This window comes from Mycolicibacterium stellerae, assembly GCF_003719305.1.
Lineage (GTDB): Bacteria > Actinomycetota > Actinomycetes > Mycobacteriales > Mycobacteriaceae > Mycobacterium > Mycobacterium stellerae.
This window is the reverse complement of sequence record NZ_RARC01000013.1, coordinates 12,695-30,849: the sequence shown is the minus strand read 5'-3', so window position 1 is coordinate 30,849 and position 18,155 is coordinate 12,695. Positions and strand designations below refer to the sequence as shown.

Genomic DNA, 18,155 nt, shown 5'->3' with positions numbered 1-18,155 from the left:
GTCACACCGAGTTTGGACACCTGACCCCTTTTCTATTTCGTAGCGGTTCGTTTCGAATGATGCCAATGACGCCAAACGGATTCATCGGTGTTGTTTTCACCCGTTGCCGCGATGGGATGGGTCGGGTGCGCCGCTGGACTGCTTCCATGGCGTCTCGACTTGAACCGGCGCACCGGGCTCTCTTTGCCGTGATATGTGCTGAATCACACGCTAGCCCACTGGTTGACTGCGCGTCAATGACTAGTGCTCAACAATCTTGATTCGATCGACCAGACCGGTGACACGCTCCTCCTATACGGGCTGGCGACCTCCAGTGACCGACATTGGGACAGTCTGGGTAGACGAGGCCGACCGACCGTGAGCCCACCCAAACGTTGTTCGGCCGAAGAGCTTGATGACACCGCAGTTCGATCGGTCGCGCTCATGGGTGCAGCATCCAGGTTCCACGCCCAAGCGTGAAGCCGGGCCAATTCGTCGATAACCGCCTCTGCTCGCTCAAACTCGAGACCTGCAAGGTGATCACCGTTTTCTAGGTGCCCGAGATCTTCGAGCAGCAGGATGAATTCCCCTGTTTCAGTTGCCATGTCATCCGCATAGGCCTTGGCGTGCGCATTGGGCATTGCGGACCGACTGCCGAATAGAACGCGACTTCGCGCTCGTAGGCTCCGATTGCAGTCGCCAACTTCAGGTAGTCGGTCGTGGCGGGGAGTTTCGCGATCAACGTCGCGGGGCCGAGCCCGGTCAAGGTCAGATGTAGCCGGTAGAGACTCGACAGAAATCCGATGCCCTCCGCGATGACTTGCGGCTCGACCTTGGTCACGCCGCAATCGGCGGCGATGGCGCTGGTTGCCCACAGCGTCGATGTCATCCAGGCCGGCGTGAGATCACTGATGGCCGTCGGGACTAGTGTCGCATGGCTTGTGTCAGCAACGCACTTGCCTGTCTGCAGACAAGCAAGTATCTTTCGTTGTTCATCCGGGTACGAAGGAACTCTCCACGACGCAATGAACCCGCGACGACTGGAATCGTTTCGAGCACATCACGTTTGAGCTCCTGCACACCTTCGTCAACAACGAGCTGTGCAGGATCGCCGCCAAGATCCCTCGCCTCCAACGACATTGAGTAGCAGTAGGAATCAGCTACTCCGCCGGCGGGCGATAACCCGCTGCTGAGTTCCGCAAATTCCAGATCAGTGCGGGGCACAGGATTCCCACGGCATTCGACACCACATAGTTGGCCGCGACTTCGTCATTTGGCAAGACGTCGGCCTTCACGTCACTCATCACGCTGGCGTATGGCTGGCCGCGACTGACCTTGTCGCATATCGCAAAACCGTAACCGATCGCATCATTGCCCGGAAAGTCGTAGTGGCGACGCACCATCACGTCGTAGGTGTACTCGATCTCCGGACCTGGAACCGCAACCGCTCGCGGCGCCGGGGCCACCGCCAACGCGCCAATGACAGACGCTGTAACGATGGAAACTGCCATCGGCCTGCGAAGCAGCATGACCACCAACTTATGACGGTGCCGCGAGGAGCGGGACGCTTTAGGTTGATCGCCGACCTCTTCGAGTTCACTTCGATGCACACAAAAGTATTGCTGGTCAACGAAATTCGTGCATGATGGGTTCATCTTCATGAGGTTGACACACCTCCCTTTCTCCGGTCTGTTTGAGGAAGCGATGTGGTGTAGCTTCGACCTCTCCCCCGCTCGTCATGAGACTCGGCTGTCGACGCGCGTTGATCGAAGGGCCCGCTTGGCCAAAGAATGGCGTTGAATGTCCGCTGACTGCAGCGGTATTCGGCTCATGGGTTGACGAAGGTGCGCCTCGGCGGGGGTTCCCGTATCGCCGAAGATCCAGGCATTCAACGGGGCGGCCAGGTCGCGCGGGATCGCCGTGCCAGTGCGTCCGTAGAAAGCCAACAGATGGGTGATGGCGACGTCCAATTCGCCGGCGCCGATCTCCGTGTTGAGACGCACTCGCGCCTCAATTGACAGGCGGGGCCCCGCTGTATCGACCAGCGTCCACGCCAGTGCACGCTCGTCCACGCGGTTCATCGGACTCCTCCGGCATTAGCGGTGGCCATGCTGGACCCGGAGTTTTGGTTGTGGCCGTCGAGGTCCTTGCGGATGGCTTCCTGGGCGGCGGGCGGCAGGGTGTGCATGATCTCGCGCACCCGGGCCTGGCGACGTCCCACGGCCTTGCGCTCCGGCATACCTGGGGTCGCATTGACCTGCGGCGGCACACCCTCGATCTCCTCGGTACCACCGTCGTGGTGACCGGCATCGATGAGGGCCTGCTCCTCGGCCATCGTCGACTCGTCCTTCTCCTCCGACATACCGATCGGACCGATACGACGACCGTTGAGGAACTGCTTGACCACCGGCTCATCGCTGGTCAGCAACACTTCGCGCGGACCGAACATCACCAGATGCTTGCGGAACAACATCCCCATGTTGTCGGGCACCGTGCGGGCGATGTTGATGTTGTGCGTCACGATCAAAATCGTGCAGTCGATCTGGGCGTTGATGTCGATCAACAGCTGCGAGAGGTACGCGGTACGGACGGGGTCCAGACCGGAGTCCGGCTCATCGCAGAGGATGATCTGCGGATCCAGCACCAGGGAGCGGGCCAGCCCGGCGCGCTTGCGCATACCACCGGAGATCTCGCCGGGGAACTTGGTCTCGTCACCGGTCAGACCGACCAGGTCGAGCTTCTCCATCACGATCTGACGGATCTCGGATTCCTTCTTCTTCGTATGCTCACGAAGCGGGAACGCCGTGTTGTCATAGAGCGACATGGAGCCGAACAGCGCACCGTCCTGGAACATCACCCCGAACAGCGTGCGGATCTCGTAGAGCTCCTTGGCGGAGCACTCGATGATGTTGGTGCCGTCGACGATGATCTTGCCGCGCTCAGGCCGCAGCAGGCCGATCAGCGACTTCAAGAACACCGACTTGCCGGTACCGGACGGGCCCAGCAGAACGCTGACCTCACCGGCCGGGAGGTCGAAAGTGACGTCCTCCCAAATTCGCTGGGGCCCGAAGGACTTCGTCAGTCCCTCAACCTGAATACCAATACCCATCGTTGGGACTCCTTCCCATCCTTCGTAGTTGGAGCGGCCCACACCGAGACGCTCACCCCGTCGCTCGTCAGGCGGGATTCGGCTCCGTCAGCGGTGCGCCAGGAACGCCGGCAGGAAGCGGAAGGGGCGGCGTCACCTCGACCGAAGACTGGGGTAGCGGCTGCGTCAGGTCGACGTCGTCGTCGAGATCCGGTGCGGCGGGCAGGAGCCTGCACATCAGAATCATCGACAGCGGGCACAATGGCTCGCCAGGGTCGGCGACCGCCGTGGCGGGCGCGTACCAGCACGGAGCCATCAAGGCACCCCCGACGGTGATCGCCGCCAAGGCAATTCGCCAACGGCCCTGGACAGTCATCGCAGGGTCGCCGCCAAGTCTCCGGACATGGCCGCCAGCTGCGGGCCCCAGCTCGACCAGTCGTGCTGCCCGCCCGCGGGAATGTCGAAGTGGGCGTTGTTGCCATCCACCGCCCGGTATTGCGCAAGGAACGATCGGTTGCTTCCCTGGGCTTGATCGCAGTAGCCGATCATCGCCGCGGGGTCACTTGCGGGCGGCTCGGGATCGAGGATCTCACCAGCGAGCTCATTTCGCTCGGTGTCCGTTTCGGCGGAATCGGAATCAGCAGCGACACTGATGAACTCATCGGAGGGTCGCACGGTGTGGTCGAGCGACGAGGACCGCGCCCTCGCCGTCGCGTCGGCAGTCGAATCCGAAACGGTCGGGATCAACGGGTACATACCCGAGCCCACCGCACCGTTCGGCGCGATCAAGCAAAGCGGAATCGGACGCGAGTTCGGGCTGGAAGATTTGGCTTCCTACCGGCGCGGAGCTCGCCGCAGTATTCAATGATTCCATCGAATCCTCACCCTATTAACAGGTTACGAGAAGTCATCCATTTCAACGTCTCGTCGACGACGGAGTCGAGCGTTCCGCTGTCATCGCGGTAGTAGTGATCGGCGCCCTCAGCGAGGTAAAACGTCTTATCCGTGCTCGCGCATGCTGCAAAGAATCGCTGGGAGTGTGGTTGCGGAACGACGTGGTCGGCACTGTTCTCGATAACCAACACCGGAATGGTGATGTTGGCTGCGGCGACCGCTGCCTGCGCCCGGCTGTCATCTGGCGACCACTGCGACAGCCACGACCGCAGCGTGGAATAACGAGCGATTCCAGCGGGATTGACGTTGGCCGCTTCGGGGTCTCCCATCAGCGATGTCCCGGGTTTACGGTCGTTGGGGTCGATACTGGGATCCAGGCATCGTGGGTCGGCCATTGTGCGATGAGTCAAAATGACGCGTTCGGTCTCGGCGCCTCCGTGGAGCCGAAGCTGATCCAAAAGCTCCTTGACGTAGGCGGTTCGGCGCCGAATACGGGCCCGCTGTTCGGACCGGAAGTACTGCAGATATTCGGCCGAATAGGGTGGCTGGTTCGGGTTTCGGGGGTCGTACAAGTCGAGTTCCGGATTACGTATGTCGGGGTTCGCCTCATCAAGCACGGAGGGGTCGATGAAATCAGCGAGCATCTCCGCGCGCGAGAGGTGCGCTGCGTGAAAAACGAGGGCGTCCCCGCCGATGAGACGTTCTAGCGTTATTGGGTCGCCCGCCGGGGTTTCGGAGACGGTGGGGTGCTCAGCTTGCGACTGATAGTAGGAAGTCAGTGCTCCGCCACCGGACCAGCCCACCAAAACTACCTTCTCGTATCCCCAAACCTCTTTGGCATGCCGCACGAACGCTCCGTAATCGAGCAACACCTTCTCCATGATCAAGGCGGTGTCATTGCGCGTGTAGCGGCTTTCGGCGCACAGGACGTGCATGCCCGCCTCGGCCATGGCACGCGGGACGGGCAGCCGGCTGATCGTCGCGGTGGGGTGCATGTACATGATCAGCGTTTTCGACGGACGGTCTTTCGGCAGGAAGCGCACACCTTCCAGAGCTATGCGATTCGGTTCGACGTAGCCGTAGGTCTCCTGACCGCCAGTGATCTCCGTGTGGGTGATGCCCACCCATTCCGTGGTCAAATCGAACTTCTGACGCGACGTCACTGATGAACTTCCTTCGATTTCAGGTGTGCTTGCTGATCGCTACTGTCCGAATCTCTTTGGGATGCCGTCCCATTGCTTCGAGTAGCCCTCGACCGCCGGCAGAACCGAGTTTGCGAAGTCGGTGATCTGCACGGGAAACCGCGTCTCGAATAAGAGCATCAGCTGATCCTCGACCTTCATCGGACCCAGTACCGCGTCGCGGAGAGTGCCCTGAGTCTCGGCGTCAGGCCCGTGAGGGGTGTAACTGTTGGTCAAGGTCGTGGAGCCTGGCTCGAGTCCACCGAATTGCCCCTGCAAAAGCATGATGAACTCCGTGACGCAGTTGCGGTGAAAACCTGGAGCCAAGAACGTGTGGTCGCCGACAACCCAGCGCGGAGTGATGGCCATGATGTCGAAGTTGGGCCCGAGAATCGGGTCCGAAGGCGAGGTGAGCAAGCAGAAAATCGACGGGTCGGGGTGATCGACTGTCGATGTGCCCATCCCCACGAACCTGTGTAGGTCGTACTTGTACGGATACAGGCTTCCTCGCCACGCGACCACGTCGAGTGGGGAGTGGTCCACTTCGCAGTTCCACATGTTGCCGGCGAACTTCTGGGTCCATTGGACGGCGCCGTCGTGATCCTCGTATGCCGCGACCGGGATTTTGAAGTCTGCGACGTTGGCCAGACCGTTGGATCCGACGAGTCCGAGCTCCGGCAATCGCAGTGGCAGCCCAAAGTTTTCGCACACAAAGCCGGCCGCGTATCCGTCGAGCAGCTCGACGCGGACGCGAACGCCTCGGGGAATCACGGCGATCTCCCCGGCGTAGACATCGAGGATTCCGTACTCAGTGGCTAGGTGCAGACCACCGATGTGCGGCACGATCAACATCTCGCCGTCGGCATTCCCGAAGACCCTGTCACGCATCGACGCGGTAGCTGAGTACGCATGGAACGCAACGCCGGATTGTGAATGCGGTGAGCCCGTCCCGCAGATGGTGGCGAGTCCGTCAATGAAGTCGACCGAAGCCTCTGATGTCCTGAACGGACCCCAACAGTAGTCAAGGGGCGCGGCTGGCAGGGTGAACGGTGGGGTGAGGAAGTTCTTGCTCGCCACCTGCTCGAACTTGCTGTGTTGCACCGACGGACGGATGCGGAACAAGTAGGAGCGACGGTTGAGCGCGCGCGGTGCACCGAACGTAGTGCCCGACATCAGCTCACTTACGAGACCGTGTGCCACCTTCTGCGGGCTGTTCTGTCCGATCGGCAACGTGCCTGGCAACGCCTCTGTCTCGAACTCGTTGCCCAGGCCTGATTGATACGTATTGGTATCGACCACGGATGATACTGATGTCGTCACCCGCCCTCCGGCGTCCACCGCTTGCTGTGTCATCGCAACATCACTCCAATCAATCAACAGTGTCAAAGTTCATTAGATTTGGTCAGCACATGTCGAATCCGAGGTAACCGGCATCAACACATTCACTCCATTTGGTCAAATAAGTTGGAACGCCGGCGGGGTAATTGAGCATCTCTCTGGGCTTGCCGGGAATATTGGCGCCGACATACCAGGAGTCTGCCCGGTCGAACAAGGATTGCCCCGCGACTTCCAGCACGTGCTCGCGCCACAACTCCTCCGCCTGACGCGAGGCCTCGATACGAGTGAACTCGTGATCGCGTAGGTAGACGAGCGTCTCGACGATCTTGTCGCCCTGCAATTCCGCACAAGTCGGCCCGTTGCAGAATCCCGCAGGACTTTGCGGACCGTACACCATCAAGAGATTCGGGAAGCCTTCCGTGGCGATCCCCAGATGAGTGCGCACCCCGTCGTGCCATTTCTGGTGCAGCGTCATCCCATTCGCGCCGCGAATGTCGATCGCGAAGTATCCGCCGGTCAGTGCATCGAACCCGGTGGCCAACACCAACGTGTCGAGTTCATAGTGCGCGAGGGTCGTCGATATGCCAGAGGAAGTGATCCGCTCGATCGGCGTCTCTCGAATATCGACCAGGGTGACATTATCTTGGTTGAACGCTTCGTAATAGTCTTGCTCTAGCGATGGTCGCTTGGTTCCAAACGGGTGCGGCGCAATCGCGGGGGCAAGCTTCTCCGCCACCATCGGGTCCTTGATGCGCTGATGTGTCTGGTCCCGCCAGAATGCGTATGCGGTCGCATTGGCTTCTTCGTCGAAGAGAATGTCGTTGAATGTGCCGAGCCAGGGATAGAACCCGCCCTTTTCCCAAAGCTCTTCGTATATTTGACGGCGTTCGACCGCTGTCAGCTCGAGTGCGGAGCGGTCGAGGAAATCGATATCGAACCCCGCGAAGGTCTCTGCGCGCTTCTTGAACCGGTCAGGCAGCGATGCCTTCACTGCTCGCCGCGCTTCTTCATCCAATTGCTGCTGCCGCATCGGCAGAGCCAGAATGGGCGTGCGCTGGAAGACCGTGAGTTGTTTGGCGCAGCGAGCAGCCTCTTGGACAACCTGGACCCCGCTCGCACCAGTCCCAATCACGCCGACCCGTTTGCCTGAAAGATCCACTCCATCCTGGGGCCACGCCGCGGTGTGATGGCACTCGCCCGCGAAGTCATCCAGCCCATCGATCCTTGGCAGGTAGGGCTTGGATGCGAAGCCAATGCACATCACCAAGTAGCGGGGGAAGATCTTGGCATCCCCGTCGGTAGACACGATCCAGCGGCGGCTGTTTTCGTCGAATTCGGCTGCGGTGATTCGTGTATTGAAGGACACATCTCGACTGAGGTCCAGCTTTTCATCGACGTATCGGAAGTATTCTCGTACTTCCTTCCACGACGGAAACAGTTCGGTGTAGTCCCAGCCTTGCCAAAGATCTTGATCCGAATACTGATATATGGCTCCGAGGGTGTCCACTCTGGCTCCCGGATAGCAGTTCCAGTACCAGATGCCACCGAGCTCGGCACCCGCTTCCACGACACGTACGGAGAACCCGCGGGCGCGCAAACTGTGGAGTTGGTACAGCCCGGCGAAGCCGGCTCCGACCACCAGGACATCAATGTACGGGTCGGCATCGCTGCCGACTCCCCGATTCGAATCGGTGACGACCACCGCAATCCTCCTGGACAAGTTAGAGGTTGGACTGATCTCAACCTATGTCCACCACATCTGCCCGAGCTGTCCGAATGTCGGTCACTGACAGTAGGTTTGGCTGCGGTGGCCGTCAGTAGACGGTGTTCTCCAGATCAACACCGGCGTTCTGCAGCTTGCGATACAGCGTCGAACGGGAGATTCCGATGAGCGATGCTGCCTGCTGCTTATTGCCGCCCGTCTCGGCGAGCGCGTCGAGAATCACGTGCAACTCTGCCTGCTCGAAGCGCGATAGCGCTCGGCGAGGCGCCGATCTTTTCAGCTCGGCCGGAACCTCGTTGAGACCGAGGGTCTGCCGAGGGGACGCGGCCGCCATTTCCCGCAGTACGGAGAACAGTTGGGTGATGTTTCCCGGCCACTGATAGCGCAGAAATAACTGCAGTACTTCAGGGGCCACTCGCCGGTCCCCAAGATAGGAAGCGACGAGGGCCGGCATCTCGGCCGGCCTGTCGCGCAGCGGCGGGAGCCGAATTGTCTCGGCCCCCAGCGCCAAAAGTGGTCCACTGTCCGACATTTCGCCACACGTTCGCGTCAGAACAGATCGCGTACCCCGTGCCTGGGCTGATTGCAGGAGGGGCACCAAGCGCTGAGCGACGTCATCGTCGAGAAGCTCAACATGGCGGATCATCAGATCCGAAGGTTGACGACGAAGCAACTCCCCAAGGCTGGCCAACCACTCATTGCCACCCTCAACACCCGCTAGCGCCGCGTCACAACACAGTGGATTGTCTGTTCCCAGCAGGCCATCACCGCGGAGCAAGGCAGTGCCGAGCGTTGTTTTCCCGACGCCGGGCTCGCCGCACACGACCACTGGTCGGATATCGATGGACGCCATGCCCGTCGCATACGCCTTGAGGACGCAGACGAATTCCTCATGTTCCTGGTGGCCGATCGTGTGAGCCGAAGATGAACCCTTCGGACGTACCCGCTGGCTTGGATCCACAACTCGCCGAATCTCCATCACCGAACCGATGGCGTCTCCACCGTCTCGGACAGCCGTCGTCTGGGTGGCGACGAGAGTGCCATCGTCAAGTACGAGTTCACCCACGATCGGATCAGAACTCGACAGTGCGCGTGACGCATGGTCCCACAACAGCGGGTGATCCATGTCTTGGAATAGCCGGGCGGCTTGCGGGTTTGCCATCAGAATGCGGTCACTCAGTACCACTAGCGCAGCGCGAGTACGGCGGTTGGCCCGCATGAAGTGATCCAGCAACGAGCGCTCGTGAAGCGAATGCTGCTCGAGCAGTCGCTGCTCGATGGCCCGCCCGATCTGTTCAGTGAGAAGTTCGATGGCCGCATTCTGCGGATCCGCAGGAGTGGTGAGGTCAAGAACACCCACGGGTCGCTGCTGAATCGGATCGCTGATGGGGACACCGACACACGTGAAGTCGACGTACTTGTCCAGATAGTGCTCGTGTCCATCAACCCGCGTCGCACGCCCGATTTCGATCGCGGTGCCGATTCCGTTCGTGCCGACCGAGTCTTCGGAGAACAAATGGCCAGGACTTATGCATAACTGGTCGAGACGCGACCGCAAACCGTAGTCCGTGACCCGCCGGTCGACGATGAGGCCTGTCCCGTCGCTGACGATGACGCTGATTCCCAGACCGGCCAGTCGGTCTTCCATCGCGTGGAGGACCGGCTCTGCGGCCCGCAGCAGCCTGGACTGGGTAGTGAAGTCGGATCTGTAAGGCGGATCGACCACCTCGGGGCGAACCGAACATCTCGTGGAGCGCATCCACGACAACGCGATCTCGTCGCGCATCCCTGTCGCCGGCTCGCCAGAGTGCAAGAACTGCTCTCGGTGGCGCGCGACCTCAGTGTCGATCACCCGGTGACCCTCCTAACGAACACGCCACCTGCGCTATGGCGCAGAGCACCAGTATCACCACAGGTGGAATGTCCAGCTGTCTCATTTTGGGACACTCGACCTGGTCCAACGGCGCGCGACCGGTGTCAAGAAGTCACTGGTGTGCGATGTGCGCGTGGCTTCTGCTTCGAGGACTGATCGTGCGATCTGCGTCCGTGAGTTAAGGCCGAGTTTGGTCAGTATCCGCTGGACGTGCGACTCCGCCGTTCGCTGGCTGATGATCAGTGCTGTGGCCACTTCTCGATTCGACATGCCCTGGGCCACGAGGTTGGCCACCTCTCGCTCACGACTTGTCAGGACGGACACGGCGTGCAAGACCAGCGGCTCCGGCGTCGCCGCCTCGCCCAATGCCAAGCTCACGGAATCGGTTGGGCTGAGCCGCTTTCCCGCGCCGTACGCATCTTCAAACCCCGCGTCACCGAGAGCCTGCCTCAGCTTCCTGGAGCACTGCTCATGCATCGCTGTGAGAGGCGCAAAACCAAACAACGGCAGGCCGATGGGCACCCAGAGGGATTCGTTTACTCCGAGAAGTTTTGCACTGCGGTCAGGGTCGTCGTGCTGCGATATCCATGCCAGAATTTCGATGGCGAACGGAATTCCGAGCCAGTCCTCGATCTGGGTCCTGATAGTCAGCGACTCACGGATTTGCTTCTCGGCAAGGCAGCGATCCCCGTTTGTCCAAGCCAACGCGCCAAGGACCCAGTAGGCCCACGAAAGCGACCAGACGTTACCGCACCGCTCGCTACGAATCCGGCACTCATCGCCTAATCTCGCACCACTTTCGGTATTACCTTGCAGGCCTTTGATCCAGCCGAGCTGCGCGAGGCTCAAAAGCGCCACCGCCGACCACTCTTGCGTGCGCCGATGGTAGGCAATCGCTTTTTCGAAGGACGCCGCCGCGGTGGCGAGGTCTCCGCCGGCAAAGGCGACTTCCCCGGCGGCCTGGTCGGCCAAGGCCGCAAGGTGTTCGTCCCGTAAATCGGCGGCTATCGATTGAGCCTCCTCGACCGCCGCTCGTCCGTTGCAAGGGTCGCCTTGCAATGCCGCCATCCAGGCTCGAACCCGTAACGCCTGCACTCGCTGCTTCTTGCTTCCCGCCTCGCTGGCCAGCGCCCGGTCGAGCCAGTAGCTGCCCTCCCGCGCCGCGCCGCGTACCCAAACGAACCACAGATCGCTTGCCATCCGTAGGCCGGCAGCAGCCTCACCCTCGGTGCCGACACTGTACTCGAGCGCGCTTCTCAGATTCGTCCGTTCATCGTTTAGCGCTGTGGCCCAACGCTTCTGGTCGGACGCTGCTGAGAAGCCGGCCTCGGCACCTTCGACGAGCGATGCAAAGTAGTCTCGATGACGGCGCCTTACCAGGTCGTTCTCAGCCGGGCCTAACTTGCTTGTGCCGTATTGACGTAACGTCTCGAGCATGCGATAGCGATCCCGTCCGCTTCGGGTCTCGCGCGCAACGATCGATTTGTCAACCAGCTCGAGGATCGTTTCGATAACGAGGCTCGGGTCCTGACCATCCCCGCCGCAGACAGACGCGGCCGCGCCAAGGTCGAAGGAACCCGGGAAGACGGCCGCCCGGGCCCAAAGCGCCCGCTGACAGTCAGAACAGAGGTTGTAACTCCAGTCCACCAATGCGCGCAATGTCTGGTGGCGCACCGCCGGACCGCGCGTCTGTGAAGTCAATACGCTGTAGCTGTCGTTCAGGTGTTCCAACATTTTCTGCGGCGTCAGCGATCGAACCCGGGCTGCCGCAAGTTCGATCACCAGCGGGATGCCATCGAGACGCGCGCACAGGGCCTCCACCGCTTTTTCGTTACGGGCATCAACGCGAAAATCTGCGGCTACTGCGGCCGCTCGCTGTTCGAACAACTCGACCGCTTCGTGGCTTGACGGCGAGTCCGCCTCCGGATCTCCTGTCGCACCGCACCTGAATTGGTCACCCGGTAGCGCCGAATCAGACAGATGCGCCACCGGGAACGGTGAAACGCGGTAAAGGTGTTCACCTGGTACACACAATGGCTCGCGGCTTGTCGCAATGACTCGGACGTCCGGCGCTGCCTCGAGAAGCTCGAAAACTAGGCGCGCGCACCCGTCGATCACCTGCTCACAGTTGTCGAATACGAGCAGAAGTTGTCGATTTGCTAAATGAAGACGTATAGCCTGCTCTGAGCTGTGTGACGAATGATCCGTGATCCCGAGCGCTGATACGACCAGGTGACCCAAAAGTGCGGGTTCGCGTAGGTCTGCGCACTCGACGAGCCAAACGCCGTCCGGGTAAGCCCGCGCGACGCTTCGAGCAACTTGTGTCGCGAGGCGGGTTTTACCCACGCCACCTGGGCCAGTCAGGGTTACTAGGCGAGCGCCACCCAACGTTCGTCTGACATAGGCAATGGCGTCCCGACGACCGACAAAACTGCTTACTTCTGCGGGAAGATTACCCAGGGCGCGTCTTCGCATCACCCACCGTTCCTCGTGGAAGCCGAGCACTGAGAACCTGGCCAGCGTCCGGTTGGCCGCAAACGACGGTCCGGTTCGCCGTTGCTGGTGCGCAGCGTGCTTCTTGTTGATAATTGGTCAATGACTCACAATCAATAAGGGTACTATTGATCGTGACCTTTCGGGCGATGGTTCGGGGAAAGAAGCACAGGTGAAGGCAGAGCCGGAGAACGGTCGTATGACAGCGCGATCAGAGCAGGCTGCAGAGACGCGCCGCCGCCTGCTCGAAGCCGCGGTAGAGCTGTTTTCCGAGCGGAACTTCGACGACGTCGCAGCCGCCGACATTGCACGATCAGTGGGCGTAGCTCACGGACTGCTGTTCCATTACTTCGGCAGTAAGCGCGGCATTTACCTCGAGGCGATGCGTGTTGCCGCCGACCAGATGAGCGCCAACTTCACGCTCCGTCCTGGCGTGCCGCCCGGCCGCCAGGTGCGTGAGGCGCTGAAGAATCACTTCGAGTACCTTGCGGCCCACCGAGGCTTTGCCCTGCGGCTCGTACTGGCAGGACGCGGGGTCGATCCCGAGACGTGGGAAGTGTTCGAAGACCGCCGAAGGCACGCAGTGGAGTGGCTGCTGCAGCTGCTCGACATAGACCCCGCCGGCGACGCGATGCGCATGATGGGCCGTGCGTTTGCCGGCGCTATCGATGCCACCGCAGTCCACTGGCTGGAAAGCGGACAGCCCTTCGACGTTGACGCGGTAGTCGACAGTTTGGCCCACATCGCTTTGGCGGCAATACGCGCTGCCGCCCAGCTAGACCCGACCCTCGATTGTGACGCCGTGGAGGCAATCCTGCTGTCCGACAGAACATCGGAATCTGTAGATGACTGACCGACCAGCACTGCCGGAGCCGAGCTCGTCGAAAAACCGAGCCGGTGGTTTGCCCGCGATCGCGCTGGGCGCCCTTCGACAGGCGGTGGTGTTCTTCCGCCGATACGAAACTGCAAGCCTTGTCGCACATTCGGACAGCGGTCGCGCCGGGGCGCATTGTCCAATAGCAATGGTGGCCTTAGCTGAACCGAAGCCAGTCCGTCGCGGCCGCAATCGACCCCTGTACGAACGGGGCCTGCGGTGTACAGCGATGGATTCTGCAAAAACTTCGGTCGGCGGGACCCAAACCACAAGGCACAGACGTCGCGCACAAAAAGATGGAGATCGACGAACAACATGGACCTGAGTACGAAATTGGTCGAACGAGCGCACGAACTCGCACCTCTGGTGGCGAGTGAGGCGGAGAAGACCGAGCAGCTCGGCGAGGTTCCTCGCGTACTGATCGACCAGTTTTGCAGCGCCGGCTTCATGAAAGTGCTCGTCCCGAAATGCTATGGGGGATATGAGCTTGGCGTCGACACGATGTCTCGAATCGTGCGCGCCATTGCACCGAGCTGCAGTTCGACGGCGTGGGTCTTGGCCTTCTACATTGGACACAATTTCCTGCACTCACTGTTTCCGGAACGATCGCAGCAGGAGGTGTTCGCCGATCGGTCCTTCGCGCTGTCGCCTGGCACAGCCGCGCCGCAGTTCAAAATGGAACCCGTCGACGGCGGCTATCTCGTCACGGGTCGCAGCAGCTGGAATTCGGGTTCGGCCGCGGCTGAATGGTACTTAGCCGGGGGGTTCGCCAGTACTGAGGCCGGTGCGCGTAACCACGTGCTGTTCCTGGTGCCGGCATCCGATGCGAAGGCGGTCGATAACTGGGATGTCGCCGCGATGCGCGGCACGTCAAGCGACGACATGGTCCTCGACAATGTCTTCGTGCCGGAATACCGCACCGCGGACGCGACTCGCGTGATGAGTGGTGATTCGCCGGGATCGCGGCTACACAGCAACGCGATGTACTCGATGCCCGTCATGCCGCTTCTGCTCGCCGAGGTTCTGCCAATCATCGTGGGCGCCTATCGGGCGGTAGTCGACGAGTACACAGCGTTCGTCGAGTCGCGCCAGGGCCCTCGCTTCACCACGAGGACGCCGGGCAAGCAGCTGACACAGATCAAGGTGGGACGTGGGAAAGCGGGCGCCGATTTGGCGGATGCGATGTTGGATGACTACCTGCGAGTGCTCACGACGACACCGTCGGAGATTTTGCGTGATCCAGTAACGCGCGCGGGACTGAAGGCGCGGGTCGCCACGATTACCGACTTCTGCGCCGAGGGAATCGACGTGGTGGTTCAGGCCGCAGGGGCAGAGGCTTTCCGCTCGAAATCCCCCCTGCAGCGCTTCTTCCGCGATATCAGCATGTTGCGTGTTCACGCGTATCTCGACTTGGAGAATGCGAGTGAAACCTACGGCAGGCTTCTCTTCGGCCTGCCGCCTGAATCACCGATCTGATTGCCGCAGCCCGGATTTTAGTGAAGGCGCTCATGGCGCGATCGTTCGATGATGTCAGCCGGAGTGCTCGACCGTCTTTGCGCGACAGCCCCGTAATGGTGTCGGGCGCGGGAATGGCCAGTGCACATCGACGGCAAACACGCCGGGGTCGCGGCAGCTAGATTCGTCTCGCGGTTATGACGCCGAACGGTGACGGGCGGTCGCGCGTGGCTGACCTTTGTTCAGGATCTTCCGCGCTTCTCGGAGATCACGTGGTACTCATTGCGTAGCTGTTGTTTCGCGAACTTGCCCGTCGCAGTTTTGGCGATGGAATCGACGACGACGACTTCATCAGGAACCCACCACGAGGCCACCTGTGAAACCAGATGCTCACGAAGCTCATCCAGTTCGACTCGGTCGGAGCCGCTAGGCACGACGAAGACGATAGGCCTCTCACCCCAGCGCGCATCGGGCCTACCAATGACGGCGGCCTCCGAAACGTGTGGATGCGTCATTATCGCATTCTCCAGTTCGATCGACGAGATCCACTCACCGCCGGACTTGATGAGATCCTTTGTCCTATCGACGATTCGGACGTATCCATATCGGTCGATCGTCGCGACGTCACCGGTTCTCAACCAACCGTCGGCACTGAACGAGTCGGTGCTGGGCCCCCTGCCCAGGTAACGCGCCGCGATCGTCGGCCCGGCCACCTGAAGTTCGCCGGGGGTGACTCCGTCCCAACAGATTTCGGCGGCGTCGTCGTCGACAATCCGGATTTCGGTAAGGGGGGCTGCAACGCCGGCGGTGGCCAGCACCGCGCGACGTTCAGTCGTTCCCAACTGACAGTGGACTGACGATGTACGAGCCACCGTGACTACCGGACTCGTCTCGGTCATTCCCCACGCGTTGGTAAGCGTTACATCGGCCATCTCCTCGTACGCGGCTGCCAGAGCTCGGTCAAGTGGACCGCCCCCGCAGATCGTCATGCGAAGGGCCGACAGATCGCTCTCAGAAAGCAGCGGAATCAGCGAGCGCCAGACGGTGGCCACCGCAGCCGAGAATGTTACTTTGTGGCGCTGCAATTGGGAGATGATGCGCTCAGGCTGCATCCCTGGCCCGGGTAGAACGAGGTCTGCGCCTGCCAGCATCGCGGCATACGGCAGCCCCCACGCGTTCACATGAAACATCGGCACCACAGGCATCACGACATCTTTCTCGCGGATACCGAAGACGTCCGCTGTGAGCAGCAGCAGCGCATGTAATACGACCGAATGATGACTGTAGAGGACCCCTTTCGGGTCGCCCGTGGTGCCAGACGTGAAACACAATGTTGCTGCACTGTTTTCGTTGTGGACCGTGGGAATCGCTTCTACAGGGACGGACTTCGCGAGTAGGTCTTCGTAATCGATCACGCGTGGGTCGGCCGGAATCGGCGTATCTGCCCCGTCGTCCATGACGACGAAGTGACGAACTGTCGTGAACGTGTCCGCCATCGGCCAAATCGTCGGCAGCAAGGAGCGATCGACGAACACGACGTCGTCCTTGGCGGTGTTGACCATGTAGGTGATTTGCTCGCGGAACGATCGGTGGTTGACCGTGTGCAGTATTCGTCCGGTGCTCGGCGCAGCCAGGTACAACTCCACGTGGCGGTGACTGTTCCATGCGAAGGTGGCCACGCATGCGCCAGTGGGCACGCCCAGATACTCGAAGGCTGAGGCCAACTTTCGTGCCCTGATCGACACGTCCGACCATGTCAGCTCACTTTCCCCGTCCACCAGACCGGTGACGACCCGCTTATGCCCGAACTGCTTCTCCAGTCGACGCCACAGCATCGAAATGGTCAGTGGGCGGTCTTGCATCATTCCGTACATCTGATGTTCGGTGACGTGATCTCGGTCCACTACGGTGAGCCTCCGGTGTTGTGATATCAGACATCTAAGGAAACCGTGTCGAGACTAGAAGGGCGCCTAGGCTGCCAGCTGTCCGAGAACAGGACTCTGACAATGTATTTGGGCTGTAGGCATCGCCGGGCGACCCAGCCTGCCGGTACCCGCCGGGCCGATCGCGGATCTGCGGCGCGGGCTCAAGGCCACGTGACAGCACGGCAGCGATTGAGAAACCAATCGCGGTCGCGTTCAGCCGATCGCGTTGCCCCTCACGCGGCAATGTCCACCCGCGTAGTGATGATCTGTGATTCACGGGTGTTGCGTCGTTCGTGCTCGGCAAACGACGGTGCGGTACAAATGAATAGCGTTCTACCGTCGCTACCTCCCAGGGCGACAGCGAAAACGCCTGTGCCAGGGTGGATAGCATGGGATATCTCACCGCTTTCGACGACACGGACCGCACGCTGGCACAGGGCATCTGCCACCCACACCGCGCCTTCGCTGTCCCGGCACATCCCGTCCGGACCCAGGGCGAGCGCGCTTAACGCAGATGTCACGTCGGCGGTGTCGGGCAACGGGCCGAACTTGGCCCAGTCGCGGCGTTCCGACAGCGACCCGTTGTCGTGAATGTCAAACGCGCTGATGCGATTGCCAAAAGTCTCGCCGACAAACAAAGTGCCGTCGGCGATCACGGCACCGTTTGGAAAGTGCAGGGGCTCGCTGACGACTGACGCGCCACCGTCCATGTCAACGCAGATTAGCGGCGCACCAGCCATCTCTGCCCCACCCATGAGATCGAATCCGAAGTTCCCGACGTAGGCCCGCCCGCGGTCATCTACGACAAGATCGTTGAGCGGACCGGCGGCCAGACTACTCAGATCAGCGTGGACGACCAGTTCGCCGTCCGATTCTCGGCGAAGCAGGGTGTGATCACGCATCGACACGATTAGCAGTCGTCCGTCGGGCAGCCAGCCGAGCCCCGACGGTTGATGGGGCACCCACGCCTCGACACGACTGTCGGCGCCGTTTTCATCGGTCGAGACCACCCGGTGGGTATAGAAATCTGAAAACCAGAGTCGACCGCCGTGCCACCGTGGGCTCTCCAGATACGAATAGCCTTCGACGACGACGGCGAATGTCCGATCCAATGCCTCTGGAGTGCGTGTCACGCGGCGAGCGTATGCCCGGTCGTCGTCGGGTTGCTGTCTCATATCGGTCCATAACCGGATGCGGCCAGCCGACGGTGCATAGGTCGAGTTTCCAGCGTGATAACCCGGCAGACGTGTCGAGCCCTTCGCAGAGCGAGTGCACGATGGCGCGTAAGTAGTCACTGCCGCGTTTCTACCGATGTGTCGGCGAAGGCATACC

General features: G+C 61.0%; 15 protein-coding genes and 2 pseudogenes. 3 read left to right on the top strand and 14 right to left on the bottom strand.

Features of this window, described 5'->3' with window-relative positions:
- Positions 1 to 529: 529 nt before the first annotated feature.
- The 6 genes and pseudogenes from D6M19_RS17455 to D6M19_RS17430 form a co-directional block, all read right to left on the bottom strand.
- Positions 530 to 868, bottom strand: coding sequence for a hypothetical protein (locus D6M19_RS17455; RefSeq protein WP_123026501.1), 339 nt, complete (start codon positions 866 to 868; stop codon positions 530 to 532).
- Positions 869 to 1,139: 271 nt separating this feature from the next.
- Positions 1,140 to 1,640: a DUF732 domain-containing protein gene (locus D6M19_RS17450; RefSeq protein WP_234834906.1), complete on the bottom strand. Its 501-nt coding sequence runs from the start codon at positions 1,638 to 1,640 to the stop codon at positions 1,140 to 1,142.
- Between the two features lie 75 nt (positions 1,641 to 1,715).
- Positions 1,716 to 2,060 carry a hypothetical protein gene (locus D6M19_RS17445; protein ID WP_123026500.1) on the bottom strand — a complete coding sequence of 115 codons (345 nt, stop codon included), beginning with the start codon at positions 2,058 to 2,060 and terminating at the stop codon, positions 1,716 to 1,718.
- Positions 2,057 to 3,088, bottom strand: a complete 1,032-nt coding sequence (locus D6M19_RS17440) for an ABC transporter ATP-binding protein (protein WP_123026499.1) — start codon at positions 3,086 to 3,088, stop codon at positions 2,057 to 2,059. The genes D6M19_RS17445 and D6M19_RS17440 overlap by 4 nt, the downstream gene beginning before the upstream one ends.
- A gap of 67 nt (positions 3,089 to 3,155) precedes the next feature.
- On the bottom strand, positions 3,156 to 3,383 hold the full coding sequence (locus D6M19_RS17435; protein WP_164478538.1) for a fibronectin-binding protein: 228 nt from the start codon (positions 3,381 to 3,383) through the stop codon (positions 3,156 to 3,158).
- A gap of 56 nt (positions 3,384 to 3,439) precedes the next feature.
- Positions 3,440 to 3,631, bottom strand: a pseudogene (locus D6M19_RS17430) (alpha/beta hydrolase-fold protein); the annotation flags it as partial.
- An 88-nt stretch (positions 3,632 to 3,719) separates the two neighbouring features.
- Between D6M19_RS17430 and D6M19_RS17425 the strand changes: the two are divergent.
- Entirely contained in the window at positions 3,720 to 3,935 is a 216-nt protein-coding gene (locus D6M19_RS17425; protein ID WP_123026610.1) for an aldehyde dehydrogenase family protein, read from the top strand.
- 13 nt (positions 3,936 to 3,948) lie between these two features.
- On the opposite strand, the gene D6M19_RS17420 is transcribed toward D6M19_RS17425, so the two are convergent.
- The 6 genes and pseudogenes from D6M19_RS17420 to D6M19_RS35280 form a co-directional block, all read right to left on the bottom strand.
- Complete coding sequence (locus D6M19_RS17420; RefSeq protein ID WP_206428552.1) at positions 3,949 to 5,124, bottom strand: alpha/beta hydrolase; 1,176 nt, start codon at positions 5,122 to 5,124, stop codon at positions 3,949 to 3,951.
- 39 nt (positions 5,125 to 5,163) lie between these two features.
- Complete coding sequence (locus tag D6M19_RS17415) at positions 5,164 to 6,462, bottom strand: homogentisate 1,2-dioxygenase (protein WP_164478537.1); 1,299 nt, start codon at positions 6,460 to 6,462, stop codon at positions 5,164 to 5,166.
- A gap of 82 nt (positions 6,463 to 6,544) precedes the next feature.
- Entirely contained in the window at positions 6,545 to 8,182 is a 1,638-nt protein-coding gene (locus D6M19_RS17410; RefSeq protein WP_123026496.1) for a flavin-containing monooxygenase, read from the bottom strand.
- 112 nt (positions 8,183 to 8,294) lie between these two features.
- Positions 8,295 to 9,851: a sigma-54-dependent Fis family transcriptional regulator gene (locus tag D6M19_RS17405; protein WP_234834920.1), complete on the bottom strand. Its 1,557-nt coding sequence runs from the start codon at positions 9,849 to 9,851 to the stop codon at positions 8,295 to 8,297.
- Between the two features lie 285 nt (positions 9,852 to 10,136).
- Positions 10,137 to 11,963, bottom strand: coding sequence for an ATP-binding protein (locus tag D6M19_RS17400; protein ID WP_234834905.1), 1,827 nt, complete (start codon positions 11,961 to 11,963; stop codon positions 10,137 to 10,139).
- 165 nt (positions 11,964 to 12,128) lie between these two features.
- A pseudogene (locus D6M19_RS35280) lies at positions 12,129 to 12,551 on the bottom strand (AAA family ATPase); the annotation flags it as partial.
- A gap of 190 nt (positions 12,552 to 12,741) precedes the next feature.
- On the opposite strand from D6M19_RS35280, the gene D6M19_RS17395 reads away from it, so the two are divergent.
- Positions 12,742 to 13,422: a TetR/AcrR family transcriptional regulator gene (locus D6M19_RS17395; protein ID WP_164478535.1), complete on the top strand. Its 681-nt coding sequence runs from the start codon at positions 12,742 to 12,744 to the stop codon at positions 13,420 to 13,422.
- A gap of 336 nt (positions 13,423 to 13,758) precedes the next feature.
- On the top strand, positions 13,759 to 14,919 hold the full coding sequence (locus D6M19_RS17390; protein ID WP_123026492.1) for an acyl-CoA dehydrogenase family protein: 1,161 nt from the start codon (positions 13,759 to 13,761) through the stop codon (positions 14,917 to 14,919).
- Positions 14,920 to 15,140: 221 nt separating this feature from the next.
- Here D6M19_RS17390 and D6M19_RS17385 read toward each other — a convergent pair whose 3' ends face one another.
- Entirely contained in the window at positions 15,141 to 16,760 is a 1,620-nt protein-coding gene (locus D6M19_RS17385) for a long-chain fatty acid--CoA ligase (RefSeq protein ID WP_268812321.1), read from the bottom strand.
- A 296-nt stretch (positions 16,761 to 17,056) separates the two neighbouring features.
- Positions 17,057 to 17,998: an SMP-30/gluconolactonase/LRE family protein gene (locus D6M19_RS17380; protein ID WP_123026491.1), complete on the bottom strand. Its 942-nt coding sequence runs from the start codon at positions 17,996 to 17,998 to the stop codon at positions 17,057 to 17,059.
- Between the last annotated feature and the right edge of the window lie 157 nt (positions 17,999 to 18,155).